15 protein-coding genes are annotated in these 15,780 nt (G+C 66.2%); 9 read left to right on the forward strand and 6 right to left on the reverse strand.

Going from position 1 to position 15,780, the window contains the following annotated elements; genetic code table 11:
- Positions 1–5: 5 nt before the first annotated feature.
- The 4 genes from ACWICD_RS06455 (at position 6) to ACWICD_RS06470 (ending at position 4,736) form a co-directional block, all read left to right on the forward strand.
- On the forward strand, positions 6–1,430 hold the full coding sequence (locus ACWICD_RS06455) for an aldehyde dehydrogenase family protein (RefSeq protein WP_454139686.1): 1,425 nt from the start codon (positions 6–8) through the stop codon (positions 1,428–1,430).
- Between the two features lie 233 nt (positions 1,431–1,663).
- The gene (locus ACWICD_RS06460) at positions 1,664–2,839 is read left to right on the forward strand and encodes an aspartate aminotransferase family protein (protein WP_454139687.1); all 1,176 of its coding nucleotides are present in this window, start codon (positions 1,664–1,666) and stop codon (positions 2,837–2,839) included.
- A 60-nt stretch (positions 2,840–2,899) separates the two neighbouring features.
- Positions 2,900–3,703 (forward strand): 5'/3'-nucleotidase SurE, encoded by an 804-nt coding sequence (surE, locus tag ACWICD_RS06465; protein WP_454139688.1) that lies wholly within the window; start codon positions 2,900–2,902, stop codon positions 3,701–3,703.
- A gap of 4 nt (positions 3,704–3,707) precedes the next feature.
- Positions 3,708–4,736, forward strand: coding sequence for a phosphotransferase (locus tag ACWICD_RS06470; protein WP_454139689.1), 1,029 nt, complete (start codon positions 3,708–3,710; stop codon positions 4,734–4,736).
- A gap of 60 nt (positions 4,737–4,796) precedes the next feature.
- On the opposite strand, the gene ACWICD_RS06475 is transcribed toward ACWICD_RS06470, so the two are convergent.
- Positions 4,797–6,212 carry a purine-cytosine permease family protein gene (locus tag ACWICD_RS06475; protein WP_454139691.1) on the reverse strand — a complete coding sequence of 472 codons (1,416 nt, stop codon included), beginning with the start codon at positions 6,210–6,212 and terminating at the stop codon, positions 4,797–4,799.
- A 31-nt stretch (positions 6,213–6,243) separates the two neighbouring features.
- The gene (locus ACWICD_RS06480) at positions 6,244–6,405 is read right to left on the reverse strand and encodes a hypothetical protein (protein WP_454139693.1); all 162 of its coding nucleotides are present in this window, start codon (positions 6,403–6,405) and stop codon (positions 6,244–6,246) included.
- Positions 6,406–6,597: 192 nt separating this feature from the next.
- Here ACWICD_RS06480 and ACWICD_RS06485 point away from each other — a divergent pair, with 192 nt between their 5' ends.
- From ACWICD_RS06485 to ACWICD_RS06505, 5 genes are read left to right on the forward strand one after another with little or no spacing between them, the layout of a single operon-like run.
- Complete coding sequence (locus tag ACWICD_RS06485; RefSeq protein WP_454139694.1) at positions 6,598–7,749, forward strand: NAD(P)/FAD-dependent oxidoreductase; 1,152 nt, start codon at positions 6,598–6,600, stop codon at positions 7,747–7,749.
- A 20-nt stretch (positions 7,750–7,769) separates the two neighbouring features.
- Positions 7,770–8,639, forward strand: coding sequence for a transketolase (locus tag ACWICD_RS06490; RefSeq protein ID WP_454139753.1), 870 nt, complete (start codon positions 7,770–7,772; stop codon positions 8,637–8,639).
- Between the two features lies 1 nt (position 8,640).
- Positions 8,641–9,585 (forward strand): transketolase family protein, encoded by a 945-nt coding sequence (locus tag ACWICD_RS06495; protein WP_454139695.1) that lies wholly within the window; start codon positions 8,641–8,643, stop codon positions 9,583–9,585.
- A gap of 2 nt (positions 9,586–9,587) precedes the next feature.
- Positions 9,588–10,379, forward strand: a complete 792-nt coding sequence (locus ACWICD_RS06500) for an SDR family oxidoreductase (RefSeq protein WP_454139754.1) — start codon at positions 9,588–9,590, stop codon at positions 10,377–10,379.
- On the forward strand, positions 10,376–11,434 hold the full coding sequence (locus ACWICD_RS06505; protein WP_454139696.1) for a zinc-binding dehydrogenase: 1,059 nt from the start codon (positions 10,376–10,378) through the stop codon (positions 11,432–11,434). The genes ACWICD_RS06500 and ACWICD_RS06505 overlap by 4 nt, the downstream gene beginning before the upstream one ends.
- Before the next feature lie 70 nt (positions 11,435–11,504).
- On the opposite strand, the gene ACWICD_RS06510 is transcribed toward ACWICD_RS06505, so the two are convergent.
- Genes ACWICD_RS06510 through purL form a run of 4 tightly spaced genes read right to left on the reverse strand, consistent with a single transcriptional unit; the run spans position 11,505 to position 15,721 of the window.
- A complete protein-coding gene (locus ACWICD_RS06510) occupies positions 11,505–12,242 on the reverse strand; it encodes a hypothetical protein (protein WP_454139697.1) in 738 nt (245 codons plus the stop codon).
- A 9-nt stretch (positions 12,243–12,251) separates the two neighbouring features.
- Positions 12,252–13,142 carry a hypothetical protein gene (locus ACWICD_RS06515; RefSeq protein ID WP_454139698.1) on the reverse strand — a complete coding sequence of 297 codons (891 nt, stop codon included), beginning with the start codon at positions 13,140–13,142 and terminating at the stop codon, positions 12,252–12,254.
- Between the two features lie 46 nt (positions 13,143–13,188).
- Positions 13,189–13,320, reverse strand: a complete 132-nt coding sequence (locus ACWICD_RS06520; protein ID WP_376130226.1) for a hypothetical protein — start codon at positions 13,318–13,320, stop codon at positions 13,189–13,191.
- Between the two features lie 10 nt (positions 13,321–13,330).
- Positions 13,331–15,721 carry a phosphoribosylformylglycinamidine synthase subunit PurL gene (gene purL / locus ACWICD_RS06525; protein WP_454139755.1) on the reverse strand — a complete coding sequence of 797 codons (2,391 nt, stop codon included), beginning with the start codon at positions 15,719–15,721 and terminating at the stop codon, positions 13,331–13,333.
- Positions 15,722–15,780: the final 59 nt, after the last annotated feature.

Genomic DNA, 15,780 nt, shown 5'->3' on the forward strand with positions numbered 1-15,780 from the left:
CGGAGATGGCGCTCCTGCCGCTTGTCGGCGGCGAGTTGACGGCGATCGGTGAGCAGTCGCTCCCGGTGGTCAATCCGGCCACCGGAGAGATCCTTGGCAACGTGTACGACGTCGGGACCGAGGGGGTGGACCGTGCCGTGCGCGCCGCGGTCGATGCGCAGGAGTCCTGGGGCGCCCTATCGCCGCGGGACCGAGCTCGCTACCTCCTGCGCCTTGCCGACGTGATCGAGCAGCACGCCCCGGACATCGCAGCGATCGAGTCATTGGATGTCGGCAAGCCGTACCCCCTCGTGCCGTACGAGGTCGAGAGCTCGGTCGACAAGTATCGGTTCTTCGCGGGCGCCTCGCGTGTTCTCACGGGGCTCGCCGCCAACGAATACCGTCAGCCTTACACCAGCTTTGTTCGCCGTGACCCGGTGGGCGTCGTCGCCGCACTCGCACCGTGGAACTACCCGTTCTCTCTGGCCTCGTGGAAGATCGCGCCCGCCCTCGCGGCTGGCAACACCGTTGTGCTCAAGCCCTCGCCGGACACGAACATGTCCACGCTCAAGCTCGCAGAACTGGCCGCCGGCGTCTTCCCCCCCGGTGTGCTGAACATCGTGACCGGTGGTGCCGAGGTCGGCAAGGCCCTCACGGCGCACCCTGCCGTCAACATGGTCTCGCTCACTGGCGGCACGGCGACCGGCAAGGCGGTCATGCAGGCTGCGGCCTCATCGGTCAAGCGATTGCACCTGGAATTGGGCGGAAACGCTGCGATGCTCGTCTTTGACGACGCGGATCTTGACCGTCTGCGGGACCTCTATTTCATGGCCGCGTTCCGCAACTCGGGCCAGGACTGCCACGCGGCCAGCCGCGTGTACGCCGCTGAGCACATCGCCGATGAGGTTGCCGCTGTCCTGTCTGGCGTGGCGAACACGACGCGCGTGGGAGACCCCTTCGACGAAGCAGTGCGCATGGGCCCCTTGGTCTCGGGTGCACAGCACGCGCGTGTGTCGGGCATGCTTGATCGTGCCGTCCGTCAGGGCGCCGAGATCGTATCGTCCTCTCCGGCGCCGACGAGTAATGGCTTCTACCTTCCACCGACGGTTCTGCGCGGCGTCGAGCATTCAGAGGAGCTGGTGCAGGAGGAGATTTTCGGGCCTCTCGTGACGGTCGGCACGTTCCGCGACGAGGATGAAGCCGTTCGCCTCGCCAATGGTGTTTCGCAGGGTCTGGCAGCGTCGGTGTGGACGGGCAACATGGACCGCGCGATGCGCGTCACCAAGCGACTCTCGGTGGGTACCGTGTGGGTCAATTCCCACGGCGCCACGATTGGTGAGATGCCCTTCGGCGGGGTGAAGGAATCCGGGTTCGGTAACGACCTGTCGATCTACTCGATGGAGCAGCACACCGTACTCAAGCACGTCGCGATCTACGTCGACGGACACTGACCCGCCACGATACCGCCACGCGGAGGGCCCACGAACGTGGGCCATCCGGTGCGCCAGCCCGCCGGAGCGGCCCGCGAACGAGGACTCTGAGGAACTTTATGGGAACTGCACACACCGCCCCGAGCACGAGTTCGGAAGCCTGGACCGAACGGGCGGCGCGTGTCCTTCCGCGAGGCGTGACCTCCGGCGCTCGCCTGCGAGCTCGGGCGCCGATGTTCGTCGGCGGATCGGGTGTGACGCTCCACGCTGATGACGGCAGCGATTATCTCGACACGATCATGGGATCGGGCCCGCTGCTGCTCGGACACGATCGTCCCGAGGTCATCGATGCCGTGCGCGCACAGCTGGACCGCGGAATCCTGTACGGCAACCACCCCACCGAGGTTGAGGTCGCCGAGAGAGTTCTGGCGATCGTTCCGCACTTCGACACTGTGGCCCTGATCAACTCCGGAAGCGAAGCCACGCACCTGGCCGTTCGCATCGCTCGGGCCACCACCTCTCGGCCTCTCATCGTGAAGTTCGAAGGCCACTATCACGGGTGGATAGACCCGCTCTTCCTCAACAACCAGTTCACCGAGCCGTACATGGGCGCAGGGCTTCCCCCTCGGCAGCACGCTGTGGCCCATATGACTGCGGATGCCGAAGTCATCGTCTGCCGCTACGACGACGAGGACGAGATAGCCCAGGTCTTCGCCGAACACGGCGACCGGATCGCCGCTGTCATTGCCGAGCCTGTACCCATGAACTTCGGCACCTTCCTTCCGAGAGCCGGCTACCTCGCCCGGGTGCGGGAGCTGTGCTCGACACACGGTGCCCTCCTGGTCTTCGACGAGGTGCTTTCGGGATTCCGCCTCGCGCTCCGTGGAGCACCGCCCCTCGTCGGAGTCTCTCCAGACATTGCCGTATACGCCAAGGCGATCGCATCGGGCTTTTCGCTGGCCGCCGTCGCCGGCACGGCCGCAGCGATGACATCGATCACTGAGGGGGGTGTGACCCCCGCGGGAACCTACAACGGCAACCCCGTCGCCACGGCGGCGGCACTTGCGACGCTGAATGTTCTCGAGGCCGAGCAAGACGCGATCTATCCGCACCTCGAGGCGATCGGTGTCCGTATGGCCGCGGGACTGCGCACGATCGCCGCGAGTACAGGTGCGCCGTTGAGCGTGAATCAGGTCGGTTCCGTACTGCAGATGTTCTGGGGAGTGGAAGGTGTGCATGACTTCGCGACCGCCACGACTTCGGATCGAGCCATGATCGCCGAGGTTTGCGAAGGGACGATGGACGATGGCATCTTCATCGCGCCGCGAGGTCTCATGCTCCTCAGCGCTGCCCACACGATAGATGACATCGACCGGGTCATCGCCGCTTTGGATCGGTCCGTCCACGCGGCCGTGCGTCGGTCCGGCTGACGGCACATACTTCACGCTCGCGCACAAGTCGCAGGGCGAAGATCTTATGAAGGGTACGACATGAGCCACGTGTTGGTGACGAACGACGACGGATTCGACGCAGAGGGAATTGGATCCCTCGCCAGCGCTCTCTCGCGGGCAGGTCACCGCGTGACGGTCGTCGCGCCCGACAGCAACCGCAGCGCCGCAGGGCATCGCATCATGATCCGCGGGAACCTCGAGCTGATCGAACGGGAGAAGCGCGACGGTATCCGTGTGCTTTCGTACTCGGGTACTCCCGCAGATTGTACGCGCGTCGCACTGCTTGCGGGTGTCGTCGAGCGCCCGGATGTCGTGGCCTCGGGCGTCAACCATGGAGTGAACCTGGGTGACGATGTGCGCTACTCGGGCACCGTCTCGGCGGCTGTTGAGGCTTCTCTGCTCGGCCTTCCCGGTGTCGCTATTTCGCAGCAAGGCCCCGGCGCGGGAGTCCGGTTCCTCGCTGACCCACCCGAGCAGTTCGACCACCTGGACGGTGTCGTTCGACTCATCGAGCGGTTCGCCGCTCTCGCTCGCCCGCGCGAGATTCTCAACGTCAATATTCCGCACGCGAACCCGGATGCCGGCGCAATGTGGGCTCCGCTCGGAACGCGCAGATGGGCAGACGTGCGAATGTCAGTCCAGGGCGACCTGCCGATGACGGTCCGTGCGTGGGAGTCCGATCCCGAGCCTGTGTTCGAGCCGCGCTCCGACTTCTCGGTCGTTCGTGACGGGGGTATCGCGGTGAGCCTCCTCAGCTCGCACGGTGGTCTTCGTGACATCTCCGATCAGGCGACCGACATCATCTTGTCGCAGGAACTCAACCGTCTCTTCTCCGGGGAATGACGCGATGAAGGCGTCACCGGTCAGTGCCCCGTCCGTCGTGATCGATGCGTCGATCGGTCCGGATGATGCCGAACGGATCCAGACGGCTTTGGCGGCTATGGCGCCCATCGAGCTCGATGCCAAGGCGATGACCGTGCTGCCGCTGTCGGGAGGGGGAAGCAACGAGAACTATCTCGTCTTCGACGGCGATGTGCCGCGTTATGTTCTGCGCATCGCCGCATCGCTGGCCAACAGCACCCGCTTCGGCATCGACCGGTGGGCAGGGGTTCTGATCCACCGGGAAGCAGCGCACTGGGGCCTCGCTCCCGCGCTTCGTGGTGTCGTGTTCCCCATCGGCGATTCGATGACCGACTTCTTGTCGGGCGGACTCGTGACACCGACCGCGATCCGAGAGGGAGGGGGCATCGAGGAGTGCGTCACACTCATCCGCACAGCTCATGCGCGACTTCGGGGGACAGACCATCGCTTCGGGGCCGTGGCGGACATCACTTCCTACCTCGCGCTCGCGCGAGACGAAGGTCTTCGCGTGCCAGAGGACATCGATGCACTGGTAGCCGATGTCGCACGTGTCGAGGAGGCCTTCGCCGGTCTGCCGATTCCCCATGTGGTGTGCCATAACGATCCAACGACGACCAACTTCTTCCGCGCTGACGGGCGACTGTGGCTCCTGGACTGGGAGTACGCGGGGCTCGGGAACCCCTACTTCGATCTGGCGGCGTTCGTTTCTGAGGCGGCGCTGGACGATGGTGAGATCGATCGCGTCCTTCGGGCATACTTCGGCGGTGTGCGCGCGTGCGATCGCGCGCGGATCCTCGCACAACGATTTCTCGCGGACATGCGAGAGGCGACGTGGGCCGTGGCGGCCCGCCCGGTCCTCGCCGCGACCGGATATGACCACGCCGCGCGCGCTCACGAGTTCTTCGCGCGGGCCCGGGTGAGCGCGCACCAGCTGACTCCTGCCGTCATGGTCGACATCCGAGCCGGCGCGGACAGCGACGAACTGCTCTTCAATGAGGCCTTCTCGCACGCGTGATGCCATACACGAAAGCGGGGGTGACGACTTCTCAGTCTCCGCCCCCGCTTCGTCGTCCCGCTACGGCGTGAGCGCGTCGCGATCCTTGAGGAGGTAGTGCTTGAACATGGGGATCTGCCCGAGCACGCCATAGATGACGGCCGTCGAGAGGCACGCGAAGGCCGAGGAGCCCAGAATGTAGAAGACGTCGCTTCCGATTTCGCCCGTGACGGGGTTCATCACGAGGAGCGAGATGACAGCGCCGGCGATCATCGAGAAGAACGCAAGAAGGTTGAAACCGCCGGTGTACTGGTACGCCGTGTTCCCATCAATCCGATAGATCGAGCGCAGCGAGAAACGGCCGCGGCGAACAACATAGAAATCGGTGAGCATCAGGCCGATGAACGGAGCGTAGACGAGACCGGCGATCGACAAGAACGCGCCGAAGTACTCTGTCGCACCACCCCAGACCGCAAGGATCGCTGTGTATGCCGCCAGTATCCAGACCAGCACTCGGTAGTCGGCCTTCGGGAATGCGGACTTGAGCGCGATGGAGTACGAGTAGGAGCCGATGCTCTGGGTGGTGATATTGGCAACCCCAACCCCGATCAACGCCAGCAGCGCCACAACAGGCGACCCCATCGCGATGAGCATCTCGGTCATGTCGTCGCTCATCACGCCGAACTGCAAGAACATGGCGATCGCCATGATGCCGCCGGTCAGGACGAACAGAGGAACGACGAGGCCGTAGGCCAAAACCGTGCCTGCCACCGTGTGGCTTTCACGACGAGCGAGGCGAGGCATGACCCCGAGGGCGGCAACCCAGCTCATCGCGAAGGCGATGCTCGCCTCGATCGAGAATGCGAAGTTGGCGGGGCTGTCGCCGCCTTCCGGCTTGTACGCAGCGATCGCGTCGAAGGGGACAGCGCCAAGGGCGATGCAGATGATGACGATTGCGACGATGATCAACAGCGGCACGGTGATTCGGTTGGACCACTTGATCGCGATGGGGCCGCCCAAGGCGATCAGCGTCCCACCGAGAACACACAGCACGGCCAGGACAGGGTGGAAGATCTCCGGAACTGTGACGCCGAATCCTTCGATCAGGCGAATGAGCGAGGAGGAGAAGATCCCCGCGGCGACGGCGTACCAAGGGAAGTTGACGATCACGAGGAGCACAGCGATGACGCGGATGCCGCGGTACCCGTAAAGCGCCCTCAGGCTCACCCAAAGGTCAACGCCGTATCTGACGACCGGTGGAATCGCGAGAGCGATGATGACGATGAACAGGAGGTTGCCGGCCAGTACGCTAACCGTCATCTCGGCAAAGCCCGTGAGACTTGCTGTGTACGCGCCTTGCGTGAAACACCAGGTGGCGATCCCGTATCCGGCGACGACGAGAAAGAAGTCCCAGAAGCCGAATGTCTTTTCTCCCCGCATGACGGGGAGGGTTCCGTACAGCGCTTCGCGAGTGACCTTTTCTTTGACGGAGCTCATATCAGTCCCTTTTTTCAGATTCGGTGCTGGGTCACACCACGAAGATGGAGATGAGGCACGCGACGACCACTCCGATGGCGACGACCCAGCTCACCGCGCTAAAGCGCTGGCCGAGGTCATAGCCGGGAGTTTCGATTGCCTCGACGCGCGCGCGAACTTCCGTGTCAAACCAGGCGTTGTCGGGATCAGACATTGTGCGCCTCTCCTATGAGGTGTGAGGTATTTCCCTAACGTATGTGTGGATGATGCCACCCCAGTGTCCGCCTGCGCAACACGGGCGTGAGATGAGAGCACCGTCTGCGTTGACGTGGACGCCTAACGAACGTTAGCCTGAGGTTAGCGATCCGCGCGATGCGATCGCTCTTCGGTGTGGTGGGAGTCAGGAATGAGCCAAGACACGCAGCCGTCCGGACCTGCCATCGTCGTCATCGGCGCTGGCGTGGCCGGATTGAGCGCGGCATACAGCGCGGCGCGGATAGGTGCCCGGTCGGTGACGGTGTTGGAGAAGACCGGACTCGCTGCCGGCTCATCTGCCTTGTCTGCTGGAATCTATAACCGACAGACATTCGATCCGCTCGACCTTCAATTCCGTGTCGGGAGCGGTCCGCGCCTGGCGGAGCTGGAGCGCGAGACATCGTTCCGCGTCACGCGGTCAGGGTACATGCGACTCGCGCGGACCGAGCAGCAGTGGATGCTCGTTCGCGACACGATCGATAACGGCACCTATCCCGACACCGAGCTGCTCGATGCAGAGGCAGTCGCACGTCTGGTTCCGGGCATGCGCGTCGACGACGTCGTCGGAGCGATGTACGGGCCGGAGGACGGCCACATGGACGGGCCTGAACTGTGCGCCGCGTATCTCGCGGTTGCGCGTCGGTGCGGCGTGGAGTTCCGGAGCGGCGTCGAGGTACTCGGTTCGACGCGCACGGCTGGCGGCATCCGCATAGAGACGACAACCGGTTCCCTCGAGGCCGACATCGTGATCAACGCCACGGGTTCCTGGCTCTCAGAGGTTGGCGAACGTCTCGGCGCCCCCGTCCCGATTGAGAATCAACTCCACGAGATTGCGCTCATGAGTGTGCCGTCATTGCGCGGCCGAGCCGTTCCCACGGTGCAAACCTATTTCCCGGGATCCGGCGAGAACGCCGTGTACATCCGTCCCGAAGGTTCGGGGATGTTCTTGGCGGGCCTTCACTCCTACGAGTCGGAGGCCGGCGCAGTGGCGCCCGGCACTTCCAGTCGCCATATCTCCGAGACGGCGATGGAGGAGCTTGCCGAGGCCCTCTTTGACCGTTTCCCCGACTGGACCGACGCGAGCATCGACTCTGGCTGGAGCGGCGTGTACCCGCTCAGCCCGGACGGACGCTTCATCATCGGTCCGAGTGATGACCGTGTCGTGACGTTGGGCGGTCTCGGCGGTGTCGGACTGAACGTGTCGGCAGCCGTGGGTGCGCTCGCTGCCGAGTGGGCCGTGTACGGCGAAGCCCGGACGTTCCATGGAACCGACCTCCTCCTGCCCACGAGGTTTGCGGCATGATCGCGCCTGTCGACCCGCCCATGCAGGGCTCCGCGACCGTTCCTGAGCTCGAAGCGATCGCTCGCGAGGTGCGCTGGCGCATCATCAGCACGGTCGCGGCCTCCGGCGCAGGCCACATCGGCGGACCACTGTCGATGACAGATCTACTCGTCTCGCTGTACTTCTCACACTTGCGCGTCGACCCGGCGACGCCGGACGACCCTGATCGGGACCGGTTCATCCTCTCCAAAGGCCACTGTGCGATCGGGCTCTATAGCGTGCTCGCGTTGCGCGGCTATTTCCCCGTGGACGAGGTCGCGACGTTCGACCACGGGGATTCGCGGTTGCAAGGGCACCCCGATATGCGCCTCACGCCCGGCGTGGATGCCTCGACCGGATCGCTCGGCCAGGGGCTGTCCGTCGGCTCGGGGCTGGCGCTGTCCGCCCGCATGTCGAATCGCGACTTCCGCACGTGGGTCCTGATGGGCGACGGCGAGATTCAGGAGGGGATGGTGTGGGAAGCGGTGTACTTCGCCTCACGCCACGCGCTTAGCAACCTCACGGCGATCGTCGACGTCAACGGTCTGCAGCAGTACGGCTGGAAGCCGGTGGAAGGCCGGGACCGGTTCGACCGCTCGGAGCCGTGGGGTGGGCTCTCGCTCGCGGACATCTTCCGGGGCTACCGATGGAACGTCATCGACGTCGACGGCCACGATCAAACTCAGATTCTGGATGCCTACGCGCGCGCCGATGAAAACGCACGGTCCACGGACCGACCGACCGTGATCTTGGCGCACACGCGCAAGGGAAACGGCATTTCGTTCACGGCAGGCACCTATCGCTGGCACAACGGGATCGCGAACGACGCCCAATTGGCCACCGCCCGCACCGAGCTCGGAATCGAGGAGTGACATGAGAGCACAACGTGAGGTGTGGGGGTCTACGCTCACCGAGCTTGCCACGACCGATCCGCGCATCATCCTGCTGGATGCGGACCTGGCGAACTCCACCCGCGCTGATATCTTCGCCGCGGCGCACCCTGACCGTTTCGTCGAAGTGGGAATCGCCGAACAGAACATGGTCGGTGTCGCTGCGGGCCTCGCTGCCGGCGGCTACCGCCCGTGGGTGTCTACATTCGGTGTGTTCCTCACACAACGTGCCCTCGATCAAGTGCGCATGCTGGTGTCGCAAACGGGCGCGAGCGTGCGACTGGCAGCGGGCTACGCGGGGTTGCTGAACGGTCGCAGCGGTAAGACTCACCAGGACATCGCTGACCTTGCGATCATGCGCTCGATGCCGAACATGACGGTTCTTGCTCCCGCCGACGAATACGAAGCCGCCGCCGTGATCCGCTGGGCAGCGGATCACGAAGGACCCGTTTACGTCCGGTTGGCCCGCGATGGTGTTCCCGCAGTATTCGATGCCGACTATGTGTTCACGCTCGGGCAACCGGTTGTCGTTCGTCCTGGTGGGCGCATCGTGCTCGTCTCGACGGGTGTTCAAACGTCGCGGACTGTGGCGGCTGCCGACATCCTCGAGGCGAAAGGCATCGACGTCGGCGTCGTTCATGTGCCCTCGCTCAAACCGCTGGATGAAGACGCACTGTGCCTTGCCCTGCAGGGCGCAGAGCGTATCTACACGGTGGAGGAGCACAGCATGATCGGTGGATTGGGCGGCCTCGTCAGCGAGATCGTCGCTGCCCGCAGCGATATCGCCCCCACCGTGAGAATCGGTCTCGCCGACCAGTGGTCAGAGTCCGGGCCCGATGATTTCCTCCTCGCCAAGTACGGGCTCTCTGCGGCTCGCGTCGCTGACGCCGTGGGCGTCGATCTGGTAGCGCAGGGGGTCGCGTCGTGAGCATGCAGAGTATCGCGGGGCGCACTGCGGTCGTCACGGGAGCCGGCAGTGGGATTGGTGAAGGGATCGCTCGTCGACTCTTGGATGCCGGCGCCATCGTGTACGCGGTGGGCCGGCGACTAGCGTCATTGCAGGCTATCGACGACGCAGCATTCGCTGAGGGGAGGCTGAGGCCACGATCGCTCGACGTGACGGATTCGGCAGCGGTGCGCGCGCTCGCGGTCGAGCTTGCCGAGTCTGTGCCTGTCTCGATCCTCGTCTGCGCCGCTGGGACCAACATCACGAGGCGACGGTTCGCCGAACTCACAGACCAGAGTTTCGCTGAGGTCCTCGACACGAATGTCACCGGAACCTTCACGATGGTCAGCGCGTTCCTGGATCAGCTGCGTGCAACCTCCGGCGACGTCGTCTTCATCTCGTCGATCGCGGCGGCATGGCCTGATCACAGTGGCGCCGCCTACGGGGCTTCGAAGTCGGCCCTCCTCGGTTTGGCACGGGGTCTCTCGCGCGACGAGCACGCGAACGGCGTCCGCGTGTGCACACTGCTTCCCGGCCTCGTTGACACACCTCTCCTGGCAAAGCGGCCTTCGCCGCCGCCGCAGGCAGTACGCGACTGGGCGATAAAGCCAGAAGACATCGCCGAAGCGGTCCATCTCGCCGTGAGTCTCCCGCCGCGGACCAGCATCGCCGAGATGAGTATCGTCGCCACCCGGCTGCAGGCTTTCACCGATACGCAGAAGTCGACTCCGGAACTGCCGCAGGAGCTCATCGCTGAAGAAGAAGTCTCCGCATGAGGGCAGTCACGCTCCACGGCGCCGAAGACCTGCGTCTAGAGAATGCCGACGAGATCAGTGCTCGTGACGATCAGGTCATCGTCGCCGTCGCCTACGGGGGAATCTGCGGGAGTGACCTGCATTATGCGGCCAGCGGCCGCAACGGCATCTACACGGTCCGTGAACCGCTTGTGCTCGGTCACGAGATCGTGGGCGTTGTTGCAGAGATCGGTGGCGCGGTCTCGGATGCACCCGCCGTTGGCACTCCCGTCGCGCTCCACCCTGCATGGCCGGTACCTTCGCCCGGTGAGACTGCTCGCCGGGGACTGCACCTCACCGCGGATGGTAGTTACCTTGGGAGCGCGTCGACCTGGCCGCACACGCAGGGTGGTCTCCGCGACCGCATCGCGGTCGCCCCCGATCAGCTCCGTCCGATTCCCGCCGGAGTCCCGCTGCGTCGAGCGGCGCTCGCCGAGCCGCTGGCCGTCGCCCTTCACGGAGTCGACCGATTCGGTGGCGACTACACGGGGCGGGATGTGATCGTCACGGGAGCCGGGCCGATCGGATGTCTTGCAGTGGCCGCGCTGCGTCACCGCGGAGCCAGAACGGTGACTGTAACCGACCTGCATGAGGGTCCACTCGCTCGCGCTCGCGCTGTCGGTGCTGACACCGTGATCCGGCTGGGTGTGGACCCTGATCCTGCCACAGCATCTTTCGACGTCGTCATCGAGGCTTCCGGTGCACCCATCGCCGCCGCGCACGCACATGAATACGTTCGCTCAGGCGGCACGATCGTCCAGCTCGGCATTCCGCCGGCGGGAGACCTGCCCGTTCCGCTGTCTTCGCTCGTGAGTCGCGAGATCACTGTGCGCGGCTCGCAGCGCTTCGAGACCGAGCTGGACGACGCCGTCGCCCTCCTCGCGATCGACGCTTCTCTGGACGCGGTCGTCACCGACGTCTTCGCTGCCGAGGACTTCGTGGCCGCTTTCGACTGCGCGCGCGACTCTGCGCGGTCGGGGAAGGTGCTCATCGCGTTCGGGGCCGCCGAGGAGGTAACCGCCCCGCCTGAGGTTTAGCGCGCCGTTGACGCTCGCCGCGATTCGGAGGGCGAGCGCGTTGTCATCGATGGCACCGCCGGAGCGCCGATCAGGCTGAGGTCTGCGGCGGGATGAGGCCGGAGGAGTCCCTACCGGGGGCCAACTGCAGCGCGACCTGGTTCTCGAGCCCTTCGATCGCGTCGTCGGACAGCGAGATCAGTCCGTCGAGCTCTTCGCGCACGCGCTTGTAGGCGACCTGGCGCTCGGCCGGTGTCGCGGCCTGGTCGACCGCGATCGTCAGCAGCTGCTGCGCTTTGTCGAGGCGGCGCCGCTCGCTCTCGCTGAAGGTGGAGGCCTTCAGCCGGCGCGCATCGCGCTCGGCGACGTCGAATGCCACCTCGTAATCGACGACGGCATTGCGGTACTCCGTGAGCTCGTCCGGGGTGAGCCGGACCTTCGGTGACGCGGGCCGCAACCCGTCGGCGACGCGCTGCGCCCGCAGGAACGCCGCCGTGAGTGGCTGGCGACCGTCGCTCATCGCGGGGAAGGCGATGAGCTTCGCTACGTCGAGCTCGTAGTCGAGCCAGCGCGCGGTGACGGAGTCATGCGTCGCGAAGAGCTTCGCGAGCTGTGTCGCCTGCGACTCCGGCGGGGGTGCGACCGCACGCGTTTCGCGTGCTGCCCGCAGCTCGCTCTTGGCCTTGAGCATCTCGAGCTTCTCTTTGTGGCGGCGCTTCGCCCGTCGCTCCCACGAACTGCCGATCTTGCCCGCGACGGCGACCGCGGCGCCGCCGAGCGGAAAAATCAGCCACCAGTAGCTCTCCCAGAGGGTTGCGAGGGTCTCCACCCGCTCATGCTATGTCAGGGGCTTCTCGCCGGAGGGGCGGGATGTGCGTGCGGGAATCGGCCACACCGGTCGCTGGCTCCGCGGAGCTTCGGGCTCGGACGGCGGGAGCGATCGCGCGGCACCACGCGGGTCGGTCTCGACGCCGGCCGCGGGTCGCGTAGAGCGTGAGGAGGCGCCGGGGCGCGGCATCCGCGTCGGTGTCCCGGCTCCCGCCCGGCGCGCCTCGGCCTCGGCATGCGCGAACGCCGCTCCGTATCTCGCCACGGCCGTGCGATAGGCGGCATACTCCTCCGGACGCATGCGGGCGAGCGTCGACGCGGGCCGGAGCCGGTGTGCTTCGCTCTGCGCGCGCAGGAAGGCGTGTGTCGCGGGATGCCGCGCATCGCTCATCTGCGGGAACGAGATCATCGCGAGTGGGTCGGTCTCGTATTCGAGCCAGCGCGCCGTGATGGCGTCGTGCTCGTGCATGAGCCGTTCGAGGGGCAGCGGATCGTTCGGTCCGGCGGCGCTGCGCCGGGCGTCGACCGCCTTGACCTGGGTGCGTGAAGCTCTCAGTGCCATCGTCGCGCTCTTGTGCGCCTGGCGCGCGCGCTGCAGGTCGCGCTTGGCCTCGGCGACGGTCGGCGTGCCCGGTGTCGGGTTCGCGCGCTGTGCCTGCGCGTGCTGCACCCTCGCCTGTGCGGCACGGACGTCGGCGCGGGCCTCGAGCATCGTGCGGTAGGCGATCTGCACGTCGTGGCGCGCAGCCTCGAGCTCGAGACGTTTCGCGCGCCATCTGCTCATCGTGCCCCCCGAGCGTCGTCGGTGCGTGGTCACCGCGGCGTAGCCGACACCTCCGGCACCGGCGGCTGCCGGCGCGATCCACCAGAACTCGGTGATGAACACCAGGAGGGGCTCCACCCTCCGATGTTAACCGTCCGAATCGGCGTGCGGGAGATGGGGTGGGTCAGCCGAAGAGCAGGGCGATGACCGTCGCGCCACCGCCGACGACGATGAGCGAGACGATGACGACCCACGCGACCACCTTGATCCGGCGCTGGCGTGCGTCGTCGTAACTGCCGTACTCGTCGTCGCTCATGTCGTCCAGGTTATCCCGCGACAGGCTCGGCGACCGTCGGCCCGAACGCCGCGGGCAGCGTCGAGGTCGACTGCTCGTACAGCTCGGGCAGCGGCACGGTGAACAGGCCCTGCACCTCGAGAGCGGCGACGCCGTCGTCGCTCGGCGAATCGGTCACGCCGATGCGCAGCACGGGGTAGCCGCGGCCTTCGCACAGCCCGCGGAACTTCACGTCGTCTTCGCGGGGGACGGTCACGATGACACGGCCGGTCGACTCCGAGAACAGCGCCGTCGCGACGTCGACGCCGTCGCGTTCGACGATCTCGTCGAGCCATACGCGGGCGCCCACGCCGAAGCGCAGCACGCCCTCGCCGAGGGCCTGGCCGAGTCCACCGCCGGACAGATCGTGCGCCGACGAGATGAGCGACTGCTGCCCTGCGGCGTGCAGCAGCTCGGCGAGCTTGCGCTCCTGGGCGAGGTCGACCGCGGGCGGACGACCGCCGAGGTGCCCGTGCACGGTGTCGGCCCACTGCGATCCGCTGAGTTCGGTCGAGGTCACGCCGAGCAGGTAGATGTTCTCACCGGCATCCTGCCACCCCGAGGGGATGCGGCGCGCGACGTCGTCGATGATGCCGAGCACGCCCACGACGGGGGTCGGGAAGATCGGCTGATCACCGGTCTGGTTGTAGAACGACACGTTGCCGCCGGTCACGGGGACGCTGAGCTCGAGGCATCCGTCGGCGAGGCCGTCGACCGTCTGCGAGAACTGCCACATGACCTCGGGGTTCTCGGGGCTGCCGAAGTTGAGGCAGTCCGTCACCGCGGTCGGCACGGCGCCGGTGACGGCGACGTTGCGGTACGCCTCGGCGAGGGCGAGCTTGGCGCCCTCGTACGGGTCGAGCTGGCAGAAGCGGCTGTTGCAGTCGGTCGCGATCGCGAAGCCGAGACCGGACTGCTCGTCGACGCGGATCATGCCGGCGTCGTCGGGGAAGGACAGTGCCGTGTTGCCGAGCACGTAGTAGTCGTACTGGTTGGTGATCCACGACGTGTCGGCGAGGTTCGGGCTCGAGACGAGCTGCAGGAACTGACCGCGCAGCGTGTCGGGGTCGAGGTCGCGCGGCAGCGCCGACGCGGAGTCCTCTTGGAGCGCGTCGATCCAGGTCGGGTAGGCGACGGGGCGCTCGTAGACCGGGCCGTCGACGGCGACCGTGGAGGGGTCGACGTTCACGATCTCTTCGCCGTGCCAGAAGATCTGCAGGCGGCCGTCGCCGGTGACCTCGCCCAGGACGCTCGTCTCGACGTCCCACTTGGCGGTGACGGCGAGGAATGCGTCGAGCTTCTCGGGCGCGACGATGGCCATCATGCGCTCCTGGCTCTCGCTCATGAGGATCTCTTCGGGCGTGAGCGTGGAGTCGCGCAGCAGCACATTCTCGAGGTCGACGCGCATGCCCGAGCCGCCGTTGGCGGCCAGTTCGCTCGTCGCGCACGAGATGCCCGCGGCGCCGAGGTCCTGGATGGCCTCGACGAGTTCGCCCTGATAGAGCTCGAGGCAGCACTCGATGAGCACCTTCTCGGCGAACGGGTCGCCCACCTGCACGGCGGGGCGCTTCCGCTGCGGCTTCGCCGCGCCGTCGCCGCCTGCGGCGACATCGGTCCCTGAGCTGGTCGAAGGGTCGAACGAGTCGGATGCCAGGATCGACGCGCCGCCGATGCCGTCACCGCCCGTGCGGGCTCCGAACAGGACGACCTTGTTGCCCGCGCCCGAGGCGTTGGCGAGCTTGAGGTCTTCGTGGCGCAGCACGCCCACCGCGAGGGCGTTGACGAGCGGGTTGGCCTGGTAGACCGAGTCGAAGACCGTCTCGCCGCCGATGTTGGGCAGGCCGAGGCAGTTGCCGTAGAACGAGATGCCGCTCGTGACGCCGTGCACGACGCGCGCCGTGTCGGGGTGGTCGATCGCGCCGAAGCGCAGCTGGTCCATGATCGCGACGGGGCGCGCGCCCATCGAGATGATGTCGCGCACGATGCCGCCGACACCCGTCGCGGCGCCCTGGAACGGCTCGATGTAGCTCGGGTGGTTGTGCGACTCGACCTTGAAGGTGACCGCCCAGCCCTCGCCGATGTCGACGACGCCGGCATTCTGTCCCATGCCCACCATGAGGCGGGTCTTCATCTCGTCCGAGACCTTCTGCCCGAACTTCCGCAGGTAGATCTTGCTCGACTTGTACGAGCAGTGCTCGCTCCACATGACGGAGTACATCGCCAGCTCACCCGATGTCGGGCGGCGGCCGAGGATCCGGCGGATCTCGGCGTATTCGTCGTCTTTGAGGCCGAGCGCCGCGTACGGCTGCTCTTTCTCGGGGGTGGCGGTGGCGTTGGCGACGGTGTCGGCGACGGCCGCGGAATTCTGCGAGGGGGTGGTCACGCGGCTGAGCTCCAGGAATTCGAGGGTGGCCAGACGGGTCAAGTCTAGTTGCGACCCGC

This window comes from Microbacterium sp. NPDC055357 (assembly GCF_053644835.1).

Bases quoted from the DNA above. Each gene is read 5' to 3' on its own strand.
- ACWICD_RS06495 (WP_454139695.1), top strand. From the start codon at position 8,641: ATGAGAGCACAACGTGAGGTGTGGGGGTCTACGCTCACCGAGCTTGCC.
- ACWICD_RS06505 (WP_454139696.1), top strand. From the start codon at position 10,376: ATGAGGGCAGTCACGCTCCACGGCGCCGAAGACCTGCGTCTAGAGAAT.
- ACWICD_RS06520 (WP_376130226.1), bottom strand. From the start codon at position 13,320: ATGAGCGACGACGAGTACGGCAGTTACGACGACGCACGCCAGCGCCGG.
- ACWICD_RS06455 (WP_454139686.1), top strand. From the start codon at position 6: ATGGCGCTCCTGCCGCTTGTCGGCGGCGAGTTGACGGCGATCGGTGAG.
- ACWICD_RS06485 (WP_454139694.1), top strand. From the start codon at position 6,598: ATGAGCCAAGACACGCAGCCGTCCGGACCTGCCATCGTCGTCATCGGC.
- ACWICD_RS06480 (WP_454139693.1), bottom strand. From the start codon at position 6,405: ATGTCTGATCCCGACAACGCCTGGTTTGACACGGAAGTTCGCGCGCGC.
- ACWICD_RS06500 (WP_454139754.1), top strand. From the start codon at position 9,588: ATGCAGAGTATCGCGGGGCGCACTGCGGTCGTCACGGGAGCCGGCAGT.
- surE (WP_454139688.1), top strand. From the start codon at position 2,900: ATGAGCCACGTGTTGGTGACGAACGACGACGGATTCGACGCAGAGGGA.
- ACWICD_RS06475 (WP_454139691.1), bottom strand. From the start codon at position 6,212: ATGAGCTCCGTCAAAGAAAAGGTCACTCGCGAAGCGCTGTACGGAACC.
- ACWICD_RS06470 (WP_454139689.1), top strand. From the start codon at position 3,708: ATGAAGGCGTCACCGGTCAGTGCCCCGTCCGTCGTGATCGATGCGTCG.
- ACWICD_RS06490 (WP_454139753.1), top strand. From the start codon at position 7,770: ATGCAGGGCTCCGCGACCGTTCCTGAGCTCGAAGCGATCGCTCGCGAG.